The sequence below is a fragment of the Candidatus Omnitrophota bacterium genome, from assembly GCA_016209275.1.
In the GTDB taxonomy this organism is placed as follows: Bacteria; Omnitrophota; Gorgyraeia; order Aquiviventales; family Aquiviventaceae; genus JACQWM01.
The window spans coordinates 1-15,650 of sequence record JACQWM010000061.1 but is presented as its reverse complement, the minus strand read 5'-3'; the positions used below and the strand labels follow the sequence as shown (position 1 = coordinate 15,650).

General features: G+C 61.9%; 11 protein-coding genes. All 11 read right to left on the bottom strand.

The genetic code is table 11. From position 1 onward, the window contains the following. Position 1: 1 nt before the first annotated feature. Complete coding sequence (locus HY737_08870; protein ID MBI4598494.1) at positions 2-1,234, bottom strand: type II secretion system F family protein; 1,233 nt, start codon at positions 1,232-1,234, stop codon at positions 2-4. 30 nt (positions 1,235-1,264) lie between these two features. Further along, positions 1,265-2,974 (bottom strand): Flp pilus assembly complex ATPase component TadA, encoded by a 1,710-nt coding sequence (tadA, locus tag HY737_08865; protein ID MBI4598493.1) that lies wholly within the window; start codon positions 2,972-2,974, stop codon positions 1,265-1,267. After that, a complete protein-coding gene (locus tag HY737_08860; protein ID MBI4598492.1) occupies positions 2,961-3,449 on the bottom strand; it encodes a hypothetical protein in 489 nt (162 codons plus the stop codon). The genes tadA and HY737_08860 overlap by 14 nt, the downstream gene beginning before the upstream one ends. Before the next feature lie 7 nt (positions 3,450-3,456). Then, the gene (locus HY737_08855) at positions 3,457-4,869 is read right to left on the bottom strand and encodes a F0F1 ATP synthase subunit beta (protein ID MBI4598491.1); all 1,413 of its coding nucleotides are present in this window, start codon (positions 4,867-4,869) and stop codon (positions 3,457-3,459) included. A gap of 13 nt (positions 4,870-4,882) precedes the next feature. After that, a complete protein-coding gene (locus HY737_08850) occupies positions 4,883-5,731 on the bottom strand; it encodes a F0F1 ATP synthase subunit gamma (protein MBI4598490.1) in 849 nt (282 codons plus the stop codon). Beyond that, on the bottom strand, positions 5,731-7,233 hold the full coding sequence (locus tag HY737_08845; GenBank protein MBI4598489.1) for a F0F1 ATP synthase subunit alpha: 1,503 nt from the start codon (positions 7,231-7,233) through the stop codon (positions 5,731-5,733). The genes HY737_08850 and HY737_08845 overlap by 1 nt, the downstream gene beginning before the upstream one ends. Further along, a complete protein-coding gene (locus tag HY737_08840; protein ID MBI4598488.1) occupies positions 7,233-7,961 on the bottom strand; it encodes a F0F1 ATP synthase subunit delta in 729 nt (242 codons plus the stop codon). The genes HY737_08845 and HY737_08840 overlap by 1 nt, the downstream gene beginning before the upstream one ends. 8 nt (positions 7,962-7,969) lie before the next feature. After that, positions 7,970-8,284 (bottom strand): hypothetical protein, encoded by a 315-nt coding sequence (locus HY737_08835; GenBank protein ID MBI4598487.1) that lies wholly within the window; start codon positions 8,282-8,284, stop codon positions 7,970-7,972. Positions 8,285-8,327: 43 nt separating this feature from the next. After that, positions 8,328-8,579, bottom strand: a complete 252-nt coding sequence (locus HY737_08830; GenBank protein ID MBI4598486.1) for a hypothetical protein — start codon at positions 8,577-8,579, stop codon at positions 8,328-8,330. Positions 8,580-8,702: 123 nt separating this feature from the next. Continuing rightward, complete coding sequence (locus HY737_08825) at positions 8,703-9,521, bottom strand: hypothetical protein (protein MBI4598485.1); 819 nt, start codon at positions 9,519-9,521, stop codon at positions 8,703-8,705. A 66-nt stretch (positions 9,522-9,587) separates the two neighbouring features. Further along, positions 9,588-15,650, bottom strand: a 6,063-nt coding sequence (locus tag HY737_08820) for a hypothetical protein (GenBank protein MBI4598484.1), incomplete at its 5' end; no start/stop codon positions are given.

The following is a 15,650-nucleotide window of genomic DNA, read 5'->3' as shown; positions in this document are numbered from 1 at the left end:
GTTACGGATTAATTGTGCTCATCTCAAAGATGGGCAGCAGCACGGCCATGACGATGAAGCCGACGATCAGCCCCACGCCGACGATCAGGATCGGCTCCACCAGCGCGGCCATCATCTGCAGCAGCCGCTCGCTGTCTTGCTCGTAATAGCGGGCGATTTCCGTCAGCGATTCTCCCACGTTGCCGACCTCTTCGCCGACCGCCACCGTGTTGACAAGGAAGGCCGTGCCGACCGACAGCTCTTTCAAGGCGCTCGAAAGCGGCGTGCCCTGCCGCAGCGCTTCGGGCAGCCGCTGGAACTCCTTGCGGATCATCCGATTGCCCACCACCCAGAGGGCCACGTCCATCGCCTGAAGAATCGAAATGCCATGGCCAAGCTGCAATCCAAAGGAGCGGGCGAAGCGAGCGACGTCGATTTGCTGGATCAGCGGGCCCAGGAGCGGAACCTTCAGCAGGAGCCCATCGATCGCCAGCCGGCTGCGCTCCCCGAGGTTCCGCCAGAGCACAATGCCGAGCATCACCGCGGCGGCCACCGAGGCCCAACACCACCAGGTCGACATCACCTCGGAAATCGCCAGCAGCCCGCGCGTCGCCGCCGGCAGCCGCGAGCCTAAGCCGATGAGCAGGCGCGAGAGCCGAGGCATGACGAACGTCATCAGAAAGATCACGGTGCCGCAGCCCACCGCCCCGACGAACGCGGGATAGGTGAACGCCATGCGGAGTTTCATCCGAATCGCTTCCTCCTGCTCGGCTTGCTCCGCCAGCCGCTCGAGCACGGCGTCCAGCGCCCCGCTGATCTCTCCGGAGCGGACCAGGTTCGCGTACAGCGGGGAGAAGACCGTGGGGAACTTTGCCATCGCCGAGGAGAGCGTTTGGCCCTGGCGCACCTCTTCGCTCAGCGCGCGCAAGACGTGTTTCAGGTACGGGACTCTGGCCTGATCTTCAAGGATGCTCAACGCCCGCAGCAGCGGCACGGCGGAGCGCGTCAAGCTGGCGAATTGCCGCGTCATCATCGCCAAGGCGGACGAGGGCACTCGCCGCGGGCGGAGGGGGGTCGCCGGTCGCTTCACCGAAACCGTCTGCCCATCGGCGTGCTCGCGAATGCGCACCGGCACATACCCGGCATGCGTCAGGTAGGCGAGGACTCCGCTGCGGTTCTCCGCCTCCAGGATGCCTTCAATGACATCCTGCGGTCCGCGTTTCGCTGTGTAGTGGAATTTTGGCATTTTCAACATTGATTACAGTGATGCTCACTGTAATCACCCTCAGGTTTCCTCTTTGGTCACGCGGAGGAACTCATCTTCTTGCTCTTGGGTCACACGCGTCACTTCCTCCGGCGTCGTCAAGCCCTGGGACACTTTCTCCCAGCCGTCTTGCTGCATGGTGCGCATCCCGCATTCAATCGCCTTGCGCCAAATCGCATCGGAGGAGGCGCGCTGCAGCACGAGCTGCTTGATGGGCTCGGCCATGACCAGCAGCTCATAGATCGCCGTTCGGCCGAAGTAGCCGGCATGCCCGCACGCCTCGCAGCCTTTGGCTTGAAACCGGCGCTTGAAATCCTTGCGCTCCGGCGCGATCTCGACCTTGCAGTCGGGACAGAGCAGCCGCACCAGGCGCTGCGCCATGAAGCAGGACACCGAGGAGACGATGAGATACGGATCCACCCCCATATCCAGCAAGCGGGTCACGCTGCTGGCGGAATCATTCGTATGCAGCGTCGAAAAGACCAGGTGGCCGGTTAGCGCGATCCGAATCGCCAGCTCGGCCGTCTCATAATCGCGCACTTCCCCAACCATCATCACATCCGGGTCGTGGCGCAGCATGCTGCGCAGCCCGGTCGCAAAGGTCAACCCGATCGATGGATGAATCTGCACCTGCGTCACGCCGTCCATTTCGTATTCCACCGGATCCTCGATGGTGATGATCTTCCGCCGCTCGGTATTGATCGTATTGAGCATGCCGTAGAGGGTGGTGGTCTTGCCGCTGCCGGTCGGGCCGGTGACGAACAGCAGCCCGTGGGGCTGGGCGATGATGCGCTGCAGCCCGTCGAGATCCTCGGCGCGAAACCCCAGATCTTTCAACGCCAGCAGCATGGTGTTGGGCAGGATTCTCACCACGATGCTCTCGCCGGAGGGCGTGGGCAGCACCGAAATGCGCAGATCGAGCTTCTCCTCCCCCACTTTAACACTCGCGCGCCCGTCCTGAGGCAGGCGCCGCTCCATGATGTTCAGGTTGGAGAGCACTTTCACGCGCGAGAGGATGGCCGGAAACAATTGCCGAATTGCCGGTGGCACGTCCACGTTGCGCAGCACGCCATCGATGCGATACCGCAGGCGCACCTTGCCGCGGTACGGCTCCAGGTGGATGTCCGTGGCGCGGCGGTGATGGGCTTCGACCATGAGCTGGTTGACGAGCTTCACGACCGAGGCGTCATCCGCTAGCTGCTCAATATCCTCGACCGCCCCCTCGCCGACGGCTTGCAGGCGGAGACTCGCCGGCTGATCCTTCACGAGCTGGCTGACGGTTTCAGCGCCGATGCCGTAGTGCTTCTTGATGGCGCGCTCGATGTCCTCCTCGGTCGCCAGCACCGTCTCGATGCGAAAGCGATCCTGCAGCGCCGTCTGCAATTCGTCGGCCAGGCGCACGTCTTGGGGATTCGCAATGGCGACGGTGAGGCTGCCGTTGCCGGCCCGAACCGGCATGACCTTATAGTGCGTGGCGACCTTCACCGGCATGGCGTCGATCGCCTGCCGCTCCACGCTCCCATCGGCGAAGCGCGTCCACGGCATCCCGTACTGCTCGGAGAGCGCGCGCAGCAGCTGCTCCGGGCTGAGCCATCGGCGCTCCAGCAGAATCGTCCCCAGGAACCGCCGGCTCGACGCCTGCTCCTGCATGGCTTGCTCGAGCTGCTCGGCGGTCAACACCCCGCTCGTCACGAGGCCCTGCCCAAATTTCGTCGGTTTAGAGGCTGCCATGGCTTTTCAGTTGCGAGGAGAGCGATCGCAGGATGCGCTGCTGATACGCTCGCACCACCTCTCGCAATTCGCGCTCCAAGACCAGCACCAGTTTCACCTGCCGCAAGCCCGCGAACTTTTCGGCCTGGCTCACCGCTTCCACATCGAGCGGATTCGCCAAGGCGATCGTGACCGTCGCGGCATCCGCGCGGACGGGAAAGCATTTCCCTGAGGCCAGCAAAGATGCCGGAAACTTTTTCACCGCCTCCCAGTCGACGCGCCCTTCGCTGAGCGGCTCATGGGGAATACGAAACTGCTCCGAGAGCGTTTCCAGCAGAATCTTCGAATTGATGAACCCAAGATCGATGAGCGTAGCCCCCAGGAATTGGCCGGTGATGCGCTGATGCTCAAGGGCGAGCTCCAGCTGCCGGCGCGTCACCAACCCGCGCTCCATCAGGATTTCTCCGATCCGCTTGTTCGATCTCGACGTCTCCATCGGTCCCTCAAAAAGGCAGCTGGCCGACCATGTAAAACTTCTCCTCCGGCACCGAATCCACGCGGCCTGACAAGATTTTCTCGCACCCCTGCACCACGTCTTCCACGGTGACGTATTCCCCTGGCTTGCCGGTGTACCCTTCGGCGACGAAGAAGGGCTGGGTCATGAAGTTCTGCAGTTTGCGCGCGCGGGCGTACAGCGTGCGATCCGCCTGGGAGAGCTCATCCAGCCCGATGACGGCCACGATGCGCCGAAGCTCCTCGTACTTCTGCATGACGCGCAAGGCGTCGATGGCCACATCGAAATGCCGCTGCCCCACGATATCCGCATCCAGATTGCTTGAGGAGGACAGCAGCGGATCCACCGCCGGATACAGCCCCAGCTGAATGCGCTCGCGCGAGAGCACCATGATGCTTTCCAAAAAGCTGTAGAGGGCGACGACGGCCGGATCGGTCAGGTCATCCGCCGGCACGTAGACGGCCTCAAGCGAGGTGATCGAGCCGCTGCCATCCGAGGCCGAGCGGATCCGCTCGTGGAATTCGCTGGCCTCCGCCGCCAAGGTCGGCTGATAGCCGGTTTCCGACGGCACGCGGCCGAGCAGGGTGGAAATTTCCGCGCCCGCCTGAAGAAAGCGGAACACATTGTCGACAAACAGCAGCACATCCTTGTTTTCCCGCTGGATGGATTCGGCGAGCGTCATCCCGGTCATGGCCACGCAGAAGCGCGCCCCGGGCGGCTCATTCATCTGGCCGTAGACCAATTGCACTTTGTCCAGCACCTCATGATGCTGCAGCGCGTAATACAGCTCGTTGCCTTCGCGGATGCGCTCGCCGGCTCCGGTAAACACGCAGGCCCCGTGATGCTCTTTCACCATGTTATGAATCAGCTCCAGGGTGAGCACGCTCTTGCCGAGCGCTGCGCCCCCCAGGATGCCGTTTTTGCTGCCCTTCACCAGCGGAAAAAGCATGTCGATGATCTTAATGCCGGTTTCCAGCAGCTGGGGCTCTTCCCCCCGGCCCCGCTGGGAGACTCGCGCTCCCGGCGGCGGGCGGCGGATGGGGCGCGTATCCGTGGGCACGATCGGCCCCTTCAAGTCCATCGGCCGGCCCAGCACATTGACCAGGCGGCCGTACATTTCATGCCCGACCGGAATGGTCACCGCCCCGCCGGTCGGCCGAGCCGCGGCGTTGCGCAGCAGGTTCAAGGTCGAGGTGAGCGCGATGCACCGCGCGAGATTCCCGGGCAAGTGCTCAGCCACCTCCAGCACCACCGGCGCGTGGTAGGCGGTTTCAGTTTCGATGACATCGAAGACGTTGGGCACGTCGCGCGAGGAGGGAAATTTCACGTCCACCACCGGCCCCTGGACCGCGACCACGCGTCCCATGTCCTGCCCGTTCTGCTTAGCATTAGCCGTGCTCATCGGCGCCCCATGGCTAGGTCTTCCCGAAAATGGCTTTTGCGGAAAAGAGCTCCCGCATGTTGCGATCGATGACCTCGCGCCGCTCCTTGAAATAGCGCAACTGCATCTGCTTGCCGCGGCGCTGCAGCTCCTGGGAGCTGCCCTCCAGATGGATGGAGCGGGCGGCGAACTCGGCCAACCGGCTCATGCCCAGGACATCCACCAGGGTCTGGCCCAGCCAGAGCCAGACCAAATACTCCAGCACGCTTGAGACCGCGGACTCCATCAGGACCGGCCCGCCGCGCACCCGCGGCGCTTCCTTGGCCTGCAGCCACGCGCTGCACGGCAGCACGCGAATCAGCTCAACGCGCTGCACCGTGAAGGAGAGGGCTCGCGGATACACGATGCTCAGCGCGCCGAGCGCTCCGCTCACGACGCGATTGAGCGCGTAGGTGCGAATTTCCTCCGCCCGCTGCCGGCGCGCCGCGTCGCCGGCCGAGGCAAACGCATGGCACGGAACACCGTGCTCCCGCGCCGCGGCAACACCCCGCTCGCCGACGACCATCAGTTCGCCGGGCTGCCGGTGATACTCCTGCAGCGAGCGGAGCATCACCTGATGATTCAAACCGCCAACCAATCCGGTATCCGAGGTGACCGCGATCACGCCCACCGGCCCTTCCGCCTGCATGAACGGATGCGACACGCTCTGCGGGTCGAAGGTGGCCGCGATCATCTCAATCGCCTCAAAGAGCGTCGGATTCGATTTCAGCGCGCGCTCCAGCGCCTGGAATTGCTGGGCCGCGATGGATTTCATGGCTTCCAGCAATCCGGCCAGGCGCGCGTTGAACACCATGTCCTGTTTGAGCTTCGTCAGCGCCGGCATCAGGGGGCCAATTGTTGAAGGTAGCGGCGCAGCATCTCGTCAAGCTGCGGTTTCATCTCGGCGGTCAGGGTCTTGCGCGTTCGAAGCTCCGGCGCGAACTGCGGAACCCATTGGCGCACGGCGGCTCCGAACTCCCGCTTGAATTGCTTGATATGGCTGGCCGAGAGCTCATCCAAGACGCCTTTCCGCAGCGCGTAGAGCTGCATGATCTGGTCCTCCATCGCCGCGGGGCGGTTTTTGTCTTGAACGAGCAGGTTCGTGATCGCCTCGCCGCGCTTGAGTTTCGCCTCCGCATCCGAGGAGAGATTCGTGCGCAATTGCGTCATCTGCAGCAGCTCCTGATACTGGACATATTCCAGGCGCAGTTTCCCGCTGAGCTCCTTCATCCCCGGCCATTGCGCCTTGCTGCCGATGCGGGACACCGACAACCCGAAATCGATGGCCGGCTTGATCCCCTTGTTGAACAGCGTCGTGTTGAAATAAATCTGCCCGTCGGTCATGGACACCAAGTTGCTCGGAATGTACCCGGTCAGGTCCCCCTGCAGGATGTCGCAAATGGGCAGAAACGTCATGGAGCCGTTGCCAAGCTCAGGCGTCATGGCGGCCGCCCGCTCCATGAGCTGCGAATGGATATAGAAGATGTCGCCGGGATACGCTTCGCGGCCCGGGGCGCGCTCCATCAGCAAGCTGAGCTGCCGGTACACCCAGGCGTGCTTCGTCAGATCGTCAAAGACCACCAGGACGTCGCGGCCGCGCCGCATGAAGTGCTCGCCAAGCGTCGCGGCGGTGTAGGGCGACAAATATTGCTCGCCCGGCGAGGAGGAGGCCGGACCGCTGACCACCACGGTGTACTCCATCGCCCCTTGGTGCTGCAGCAGCCGCACCATCCGCAGAAGATTGGAATAGGCTTTGCCGGTGGAGCAATAAATGCAGACGACGTTTTTCCCTTTTTGATTGAGGATCGCGTCGATGGTCAAGGTGGTTTTTCCCGTCATGCGGTCGCCGATCAGCAGTTGGCGCTGCCCTTTCGCGATGGGAATCACGGCGTCGAGAATCCTCGTGCCGGTTTCCAGCGTGTCTTCCACGCCGCGGCGCTCCAAGATCCCCGCGGCTTCGGCGAACACCGGCTGGTGCTCGGTCGCGGCAATTGGCCCTAAGCCGTCGACCGGCTCGCACAGCGCGTTGACGATGCGCCCGATGAACGGGTCTCCGACGGGCAGCCGGAATTCTTGGCCGCGGTTGTACACCTCATCGCCGGCGCGAATCCGCCCCTTGCCGCCGAAGACGAGCACCTGGACATCGTGCTCGGTGAACCCCATCACCATGCCGATCGCGCCATTCGCAAACTCCACCATCTGCCCGTTCATGCAGGAGGGCAATCCTACGACCCGGACGATCAGCTCCCGCACCGACTTCACCGTCCCGATCTCTCGAATTTCATACGCTGAGGTCTCGGGATGTCCCTGTGTGCTGTCTGCTGTGTGCTGTGTGCTGCCTGCCATCAGATCGCCTGCTGGGCTCGACGAGCCTCGTGTTGGATCTTTGACGCCAGCGTGCCATCAAGCACCCGGCTACCCACCGTCAGCGTCAACCCCGCCACCAGCGTCTCATCCACGACTTCGGTGAGTGTCACGTCCCGCCCGAAGAGCTTCTTCAGGTGGTCCTGAATCAACCGTCGCTGCTCCGCCGACAGGGGAAACGCTGAGGCGATCCGGGCTTCCTGCACCGCTTCGTCCGTTTTCAATCCATCGAGCGTGCCTCGCCCGTCGGCGAGCAGTTCCTCAAGCCAGTGAGATTGAATCTGCCGTCGGAACACCGCCGGGAGTGCGGCTCGGATCATCTCGCAGGCGCGGTCGATGGTGCGGCGCTCCATGTCTTGCTCGATTTCTTTGCGAATGGCGTCGCGGCTGGTCATCGCCATGTGGATGATCCGGTCACTCTCCGCGCGCGCCTCTTCGACCGTCCGCGCTTTCGTGGATTCGGCTTCTTGCTTGGCGTGCAGCACCATCTGCTCGGCTTCGGTCCGCGCCTTCGCCATGAGCTCGTCGTATTGCCGCTCGGCTTCCTTGACCCGCTCTTTCAGCTCCTCCTGGCGCCGCGTGTATTCGGCGTTGAGAGCTTGCAGCTGGGCGGTGGCGTGGGTGACCTGGCGGCCAAAGAGCATCTGCAGGACGATGACCCCGCCGATAAAACACACCAGGACAATGACCACCATCGGAAGAAACGACATTTATCGCCTCATCCTCGCGCCGCGTAGAGCTGCCAGACCACCAGAAACGCCACAATGGTCACACCGGCCGAAAAAAACAAATTGATCACCATCGCCGTCATGATCTTCGGAGCCGCTGAGGGATTGCGCCCCAGCGCTTCAATGCTCGAGAACGCGTTGGCCGCGAACACCAGCGACGGCCCGACAATGGACATCATGAAGATCACCGTCAGGGCCACGTTGCGGCTGACCGACAGCTTCCAGGCCGCGGCGATGATGACCATGATCCCGACGATCGCCATGGTCGTCCCAATCGCCACCGGCACCGCCCACTGATCCTTCATCATCTTTCTCCGCTGATAGCTGATAGCTGATAGCTGATAGCTTTCATGGTAGTTCTACCACTGCGGTGACGACATCATCCGCCACACGGACAATCCCTCGTCGAATCGCCAGCTCGCGTCCATCGATGGTGAGCGCGCCGGAGATCAGGCGGCTCACGAGCGGCCGATGCAGCGGCAGCACCTCAAAGGTCCCCTGCTCGCCTGGGAACACGACGCTCTGCGCCGTGCCGCGATACAGCACCTTCGCCGGACTCGTCACCAGCACTTCCACTTTCGGTATCGCTCTCGTCGCCATCTGATTCAGATACTTTCCTTTACTCCCAACAAAAGCCAAACAGCACAAAACCACAGGGCGAACAGAACGCTCAGCTGTTCCCTCTGTGGCTTGGGCGCAACGTACGGCGTTAGCGGCTCTTCGTTATCGCTCAGGTCCTCCCCGCGGAGCGGCTCCCCCATCCTCAGGAGGCCCCTCGTTGGGAAACGCCTCAGGCTCGTTGGAAAACCCCGAGACCGTCTTGAGCCGCCGTTGCCAGGTGAAGAAGAACTGCCCGGCCAGCAGCCCCATGAAGATCACGATCAAAAAGATCACCAGCCACGTCGTCGTGGTGGACGGCGCGTCCGATTTCAACGGCGATTCCTCGAGCATCTGGGGCACCGGCGGGCCGCCTGCAAAGGACAGCAGCTTCTCGAGCCGGGCCAAGTCCTCTTTGATCGTCTGGAGGGCCAGCAGGTTGCGCCGGTACGCGCCGATCCGCTGCTTCCTGGCGACCGACTCATCATCCTGCATCTTCTGGATGTCATCCAGCCGCGAGACGATGGTGCCGCCGAGCTGCAGCGCCGCGTCGCGGTACTCGCTTTTCTCCAGCCGCTTCATGAGAATCTGCGCATGGTTTCTCAAGCCGGCCAGGTCCGTGTCCGGAATGAACCACACATCTTTGACGACCACCTCAAAGATGCGGGTCTGCTTCGGCGAGAGGGTCACGTCCTCCTTGTGGACGAAGTAGAGGGAGCGCTCCGTATCAAATTCCACTTCCAGATCCCCGTGGTCGATGATGTCGCCCGGCTTGATCTCCTGCGGCAAATCGATGCGCACCGGAACCGTTTTGGCTTTTTCCGCCGATGGGTTGACGGCCACCACGCGCATTGTCATCGGCTCGCGCTCCGCCGCGCATACCGGAACCGTCATACCGCCAACCAGCGCCGCCGCCACCATCATCGCAACTCCCTGCCGCCTCATCGTCTTCTCCTTCCCTCTTTTGCTGACTCACTCAATCACTCAATCACCCAATCACTGAATCACTCGTTACTGATACGTCACATGCACCACTGGATCATCGATGCCGCCGAGCTTGTGCTCCATCAGAATCTGCATCACTTCGGTGGCGCCCTGGATCTCATCCGCTTTCTTGCGGACATCCTTCAGGCTGGGCGCTTCTTCAATGCCCTTCTTCACGAGCTGGCTGAAGTCATAGCCCTGATCGCCGGCCAGGCTCTTGATCGTCTCGGCCACCTCATCGACCGTTCGCTTGATCTTGCCGGTGCCGCTTTCCTCAGCCACGAGCCGCGGGATGCGATCCACCTTGACCTTCAGCAGCTCCAAGGCGTTGTTGAAATCACCACCGGTGGCCAAGGTGCCTCGAACCGCCTTCACCGCGTCCAAGGTCTCCTGCGCGATGTTCTTGACCCCGCCGCCCGCCGCGATCAACCCCTCCAGGGCGCTCAGCGTCGTTGATTCCACGAACACCGACCCGGCTTCCAGGTTACCGGTGGTCAGCTCTCGCACGAAGACATTGAACGGCTTGCCCGGGGTGAAGCCGTTGTCTTTCTTGATGTCGATGGCATATTCGTACAATCCCGCATTGCTGGTCGACTCCGTCATCGCGGCTTCCTTGGCGATGTTCACCGTCTTGCCCTCGGTGTCGACGAGGAAGATGTCGATCTTCGGCGAGAGCTTCTCGCCGGCGCGGTAGCGGAGCATCAGCCGCTCGCCGATCACCGCGGTGGGCGGCAGCAGCAGGCGTCCGGCGTACTTTTTGCCGGTCTTATCGAGTGAATCAGCCGCGGCCAAGCTCTTTTCGGCGGCTTCCTCGAGATTCTCGGTGGCCACCTGGCTTCGGACCGCCGCGTCCTCCAGGCTGATGATCGAGCTGGACACCGCGTTGGTGAAGTTGTTCAGCGTCGTCTGAATCAGGACGGTCTGCGTGTCCAGCTTGGTGTTGAGGTTCGTCGTCTGGGTATCCAGCTTGGTGTTGATGCTGTTGGTTTGAGTCGTCAGCTGGGTGTTGACCGCAGCCACCACATCCCCTCTGACCTGTGACAAGGGGGTATCAATCTTCTTCTCGACGGCGATGCTGAGCGTTCGCGGCGTCGTGAAGATCGCCCCAGTGGACGCGAGCCGGACTTTGGTCACCACGCTGTAGACCTTATCCTGGTCTAAGGTCGTCCCGCTCCACGTGTAGTTGTAGAAGCCGTTGACATCCGGCGCCCCATTGGTGGTGAAGGTGCCGCCGGCAATCGGCGAGGCAGGGCTGGCCGGGTCGAAGATCTTCACCTCGCAGAAGTCGGCGCCGTTTAAGAGAATGCCGTCGCGCCGCAGCGAAACACCGAGGGTCAGCGTGTTGTTCACCGCGTTGTACGAGTGCTCCGTGACCGCCTCATAGATGTGCACGATCTTGGTCTCCATGAAGACCGTGATCGACTGATCGCCGGTGAGCGGCCCTGCGCCGTCTGGATCAACGGCTGAGACGTTGACCGACTGATCCCCATAAGCGTTGTGAGACCACACGATCGTCCACGTGCCGTTCTGTAAACCTTTGATAATCGGAGCTGAACCGTTGCCTAACCCGGGCTGCGACCACGTGTACCCTACCGGAGAGGCTGTGCTCGTTGCGGTCAAGGTCGTGATGTACGCATTGCTGAGCAAGTCGCGGACATGGAACGTGATCTGCCACAAATCGATGGTCAAGGTCGCGTTCGAGACATCGAATCCATTGGTCAGGTCGAGCGGATTCGAAATCTTCACGATGACCGTCGTCGATTGGGTGTTGGGAATCGTCCATATGAACGACCCGTCATTGGCGACGATGCCGTCATTGGCCGTGCCTTCGCTCTCCTGAATGGCCGCGTATGTGGTCCCGCCATCAACCGAGTATTCGATCTTGGCGTTCGCCATGGTGCCGGTCGATGTCCAGGTGATGGACTGCTGGTCATTGGTGATCAACCGTTCCGCCCCATTGGGCGCCACCACGGTGAAGGTGCCATGAATCTTGAAGTTCGCTGGCGACACGTTGAACACCGTGCTATCCAGCGAATCGCTGATGCGGATTTTCACCGTGTCAGAAATCGCGTTGGGCACGGTCCAGGTGAATGAGCCGTCGTTCGCGACAATCCCGTCATTGGCCGTGCCTTCGCTCTCCTGAATCGCAGCGTAGGTGGTGCCCCCGTCCGTCGAGTATTCAATCTTGGCATTGGGGATGTTCCCGCCCCAGGTCCACGTGATGTTCTGGGTGCTGCCCACGCCCCAGGTTTCGCTCCCGACTGGAGAGGAAAGCGTAAACTGCCCTTGGATGCGGAAGACCGCGTTGGATTCGTCGTACACCGCCGCGTCATTCACGTCCACCACCCGCACGATGACGTTGGGCGACGGCAGGTTAGGAACCGGATTCCACGTGTACGTCGTGCTGCCGTTGGCGGTGTTGGACAGCGGATCAGCAATCGTGTACGGCGAGGCCAGGCTGTAGGGGAAGCCTGGGTCGCTCAAACCCAGTGTGGAGTATGCGATGAGCTTCACCGAGGTGATGTTGCCGGTCGTCGTCCACTGGATCGTGTCGCTCAGGCCGATCCGATACCCCTCGCCGCCGTTCGGCCGCGTCACTAAGAAGACCGCGCGGATCTTAAACGCGTTATCAGAAAAGTCATACGCATCCAGGTCCAAACTGCTTTTGACGCGGATCTTCACCGTTGGGGTCGTGGTAATATCATCCGGCACGGTCCATTCGAAGAGTCCGTCATTGACGGTAGCCACACCACCGTTCATGGGAACGTACGTGCTGCCGTTGTCCTTCGTGTAGTCGAGGAACACATTGGCGACGGAGCCGTTCCACGTCCAGGTCACATTGTAGGCCTGGTTGGCGTTCAGCACGATGCCTGAGGCATCCGGCGTCAAGACCTTGAAGTACGCCTTGATCTTGCCGTTGAAGTCAGATGTGTCAAAGGCCAGCGGATCGTTGGTCGCATGGACCTTGACGCGGAACTGCGAGGTGATCGTATCCGCGACCGATGGCCACAGCCATGTCCGCTCCGCATCAACCGCGCCGGTATTGTCCGCGGTCGTCGTCAGCTGGTACGGGAAGGTCGAGCCCTGATCCGTCGAGTAGAGAATGGTCGCCGTGGCGACATTGGCGGTCGTGCTGGTCCAACGGATCAGCTGGGTCGTCCCCACATCCCATTTATCCGCGGCTCCGTTGGGCGAGACCACCGCAAAACCCGCCACCATCTTGAAGGCGTCTGAATCATCGTAGGCGCCGGCCTCATCGAGCGGATACGCGACGCGAACATTGATCGTCACCGGGCCGGTGGAGAGCTCGGTCAGATCCGGCGTATTCCACGAGTAGGAGCCGGTGTTCGACACGCCGGCGGCAATCGAGATGCCAGCGCTCGCAAACGCGTCTTTGGAGTAGTAGAGATTCACGGTCGCGTTCTGGCCGACGGTGTTCCACGTGATGCTGTACGGCCGCTTCGCCGTCACCCGCTCATTGAGCGCTGGCGCGGTCACGGTGAATGACGGCACGACGCTGAAGGCGTTCGAGACGCTGAAGGCCAGCGGCTCATCCACATCCTGGATCCGGATCTTCACGTTCGGGGAGACGATACCGGCCACATTCGGCACGTTCCACGGATAGCCAGGGTTGCCGCCGCCAGAGGGTGTGCCGGCCGTGATGGAGTTGTAGGTTGTGCCATTGTCGGTCGTGTAGTCGATCCGAACCTGCGCGAAGGAGCCAGTCTTGGTCAACTTGATGTTGTAGGTGCTGCACACCCTCCAATTGTCGCTCGAGACCGGCGCGGTCACCGCCACCGACCCGATGATCTTAAAGGCTGGAGAGATCGCGTAGACATTGGTCGCATCGGCGTTGTTGGTGATCTTGATCTTCGTGTTCGAGCCGAGCACATCAGGCACTTTCCAGGGAAAGCCCGTCGCCCCTTGGCTGGCGTCGAAGGCGTTGGCCTGGGTGCCCACGCTGTCTTGGCACACGCTCCACGTCGATCCGCCGTCGGTGGAGTACTCGATCTTGACGGTCGCCATGTCCCCTTTCTTCGTCCACTTGATGTTGAAGACCGAATCCACCACGACGGTTTGGCCGGAGGTGCTGGGATCGGTCAGTGCGAGGGCCGTGCGGATCGTGTGCGGATTATTCGACACATCGGTCACCTCAGGATCGGTGGTGTCGGTGACACGGATCCTGGCTTGGTTCGTGATGGCGTTATTCGGCACGGTCCACAGGTTGTAGGAGCCGGCGGCCGCCGGGGTCGAGCCGACCGCGGTGGTCCACGTCGAGCCATTGTTGATCGAATAGTCGATCGCCACATTCTGAATGGCCCCAACCGTCTGCCACTGGATGGTCGGCACATCTTGCGCGATCCAGACTTCGGATCCGGCGTTGGGATACGTCACCGTGACCTGGCCCTTCACCTTGAAGTTGTTCACGGACTGATCGGTGATGTTCAGCGCCCCGTCGGAGAAGAGCGTTGTCAACCGAACCTTCGCCGTCGTGCTGGTCGTGATCGTCGGCGGGATGGTCCAGGTGTAGGCCCCGGAGTTCGAGGGAGTTGAGGCGGTGATGCTGCTCCAGGTCGTGCCGGCATCCGGGCTGTACTCGATCTTCAAGTTGCCGATGCTGCCGGTCTTCGACCAGAGAATGCCGACGGTGTCATTGACCGTGAAGACCTCGAAGCCGTCTGGATACGTCAGGTTCACCTTCCCCTTGATGGTAAACGCATTAGCCGAGGTGTCGAACACCGACGAGTTGCCGGTGTCGACGACTTTCACCCGCAGGCTGGTCATGATCTGGTCTGGAACGGTCCAGCTGAAGGTGCCGGCCGCGGCACTCACCGGTCCGGCGGTGGTGATCAGGTTCGGATACGTGGAGCCGTTATCGATCGAGTAGTACAGATCGACCGTAGCGACGCTGCCGAACTTGGTCCACTTGATCTCGTAGCCGTCGTTCACAAAGAGCGTGATGCCGGCCGCGTCAGGCTGGGTCAGCACGACCTGCCCCTTCACAGTGAAGTTGTTGTTTGAATCATCCAAGACCACGGTGTAGGGCGTATCGCCCTGCAGCCGGATGCGCGCTTGGGTGCTAGTCACCGTGGAGTCGCTGATGAACCACGCGTAGCTGCCGGCGGCTGCGGCGATGCCGGTGGCCCCGGTGATCGCGGTGTAGGTCGAGCCGCCGTTTGAGGAGTACAGGACTTGGACCGTGTAGCCGGCGGTGGCCCAGTCGCCCTTCTTGGTCCACGTCACGCTGTAGGTCGAGCCGGCGTCCCACGACTCGGTGCCGAGATTCGGGGAGGTGACGGTCAGCGACCCGCGCACTTCGCTGTTGCCAGCGCCCACATTCACCGTCGTCGCGTTATTCGGATCTGACACCCGCAGCTTCAACGCCGCCGTGAGTGTTTGCGTCACGCTCCATGAATAGCTGCCGGAGTTGGGCACGATGCCGTCATTGGCCGTGCCTTCGCTCTCCTGGATCACGGCCCAGTCGCTGCCGCCGTTGACCGAGTATTCGATCTTGGCGTTGCCGATCCCCAGAGCCGTGCCCTTATCCCACTGCACCAGGAACGGCGTTTCAGCCGTCACCACCGCCCCGCTTTCCGGCGCGGTCAGGTCGAAGATCCCGACGATTGCGAACGTGTTGGACACGGTCTGCACAACGTACGGGTTCGCCTCGCTGTTGCCGTCGGTCGACTTGATCTTGCCGGTGTTGGTGACGTTATCCGGCATAGTGGCCCACGTCCAGTTGTAGGTCCCGGGCGCGGTCTGGGCTTGCGTCGTGAGCAAGCTGTAGTTGGAGCCGTTGTCCGAGGAGTAGTAGAGCTTGATGGACGTCACCGTGCCGGTGGTCGTGTAGGTGATCGCTTGCGTCTTCGGCGTCACCGGAACAGTCGCCGGCATGTTCGCCACCTCCACCTTGCCCGCGATGTGGAACTGGGCCGATTGGGCGGTGACATTCCCATTGCCGTTATCGGTCACCCGCAGCAGGATGTTCTCGTGGATCGCATCCGGGATGTTGTTCCAGGTGTAGGTGCCGGAGCCGCTGGTCAGCGTCACCAGATCCGCCCCGGCCCCCAAGGTGGTCCAGGTGCCGCC

Bases quoted from the DNA above. Each gene is read 5' to 3' on its own strand.
- HY737_08870 (MBI4598494.1), bottom strand. From the start codon at position 1,234: ATGTTGAAAATGCCAAAATTCCACTACACAGCGAAACGCGGACCGCAG.
- tadA (MBI4598493.1), bottom strand. From the start codon at position 2,974: ATGGCAGCCTCTAAACCGACGAAATTTGGGCAGGGCCTCGTGACGAGC.
- HY737_08860 (MBI4598492.1), bottom strand. From the start codon at position 3,449: ATGGAGACGTCGAGATCGAACAAGCGGATCGGAGAAATCCTGATGGAG.
- HY737_08855 (MBI4598491.1), bottom strand. From the start codon at position 4,869: ATGAGCACGGCTAATGCTAAGCAGAACGGGCAGGACATGGGACGCGTG.
- HY737_08850 (MBI4598490.1), bottom strand. From the start codon at position 5,731: ATGCCGGCGCTGACGAAGCTCAAACAGGACATGGTGTTCAACGCGCGC.
- HY737_08845 (MBI4598489.1), bottom strand. From the start codon at position 7,233: ATGGCAGGCAGCACACAGCACACAGCAGACAGCACACAGGGACATCCC.
- HY737_08840 (MBI4598488.1), bottom strand. From the start codon at position 7,961: ATGTCGTTTCTTCCGATGGTGGTCATTGTCCTGGTGTGTTTTATCGGC.
- HY737_08835 (MBI4598487.1), bottom strand. From the start codon at position 8,284: ATGAAGGATCAGTGGGCGGTGCCGGTGGCGATTGGGACGACCATGGCG.
- HY737_08830 (MBI4598486.1), bottom strand. From the start codon at position 8,579: ATGGCGACGAGAGCGATACCGAAAGTGGAAGTGCTGGTGACGAGTCCG.
- HY737_08825 (MBI4598485.1), bottom strand. From the start codon at position 9,521: ATGAGGCGGCAGGGAGTTGCGATGATGGTGGCGGCGGCGCTGGTTGGC.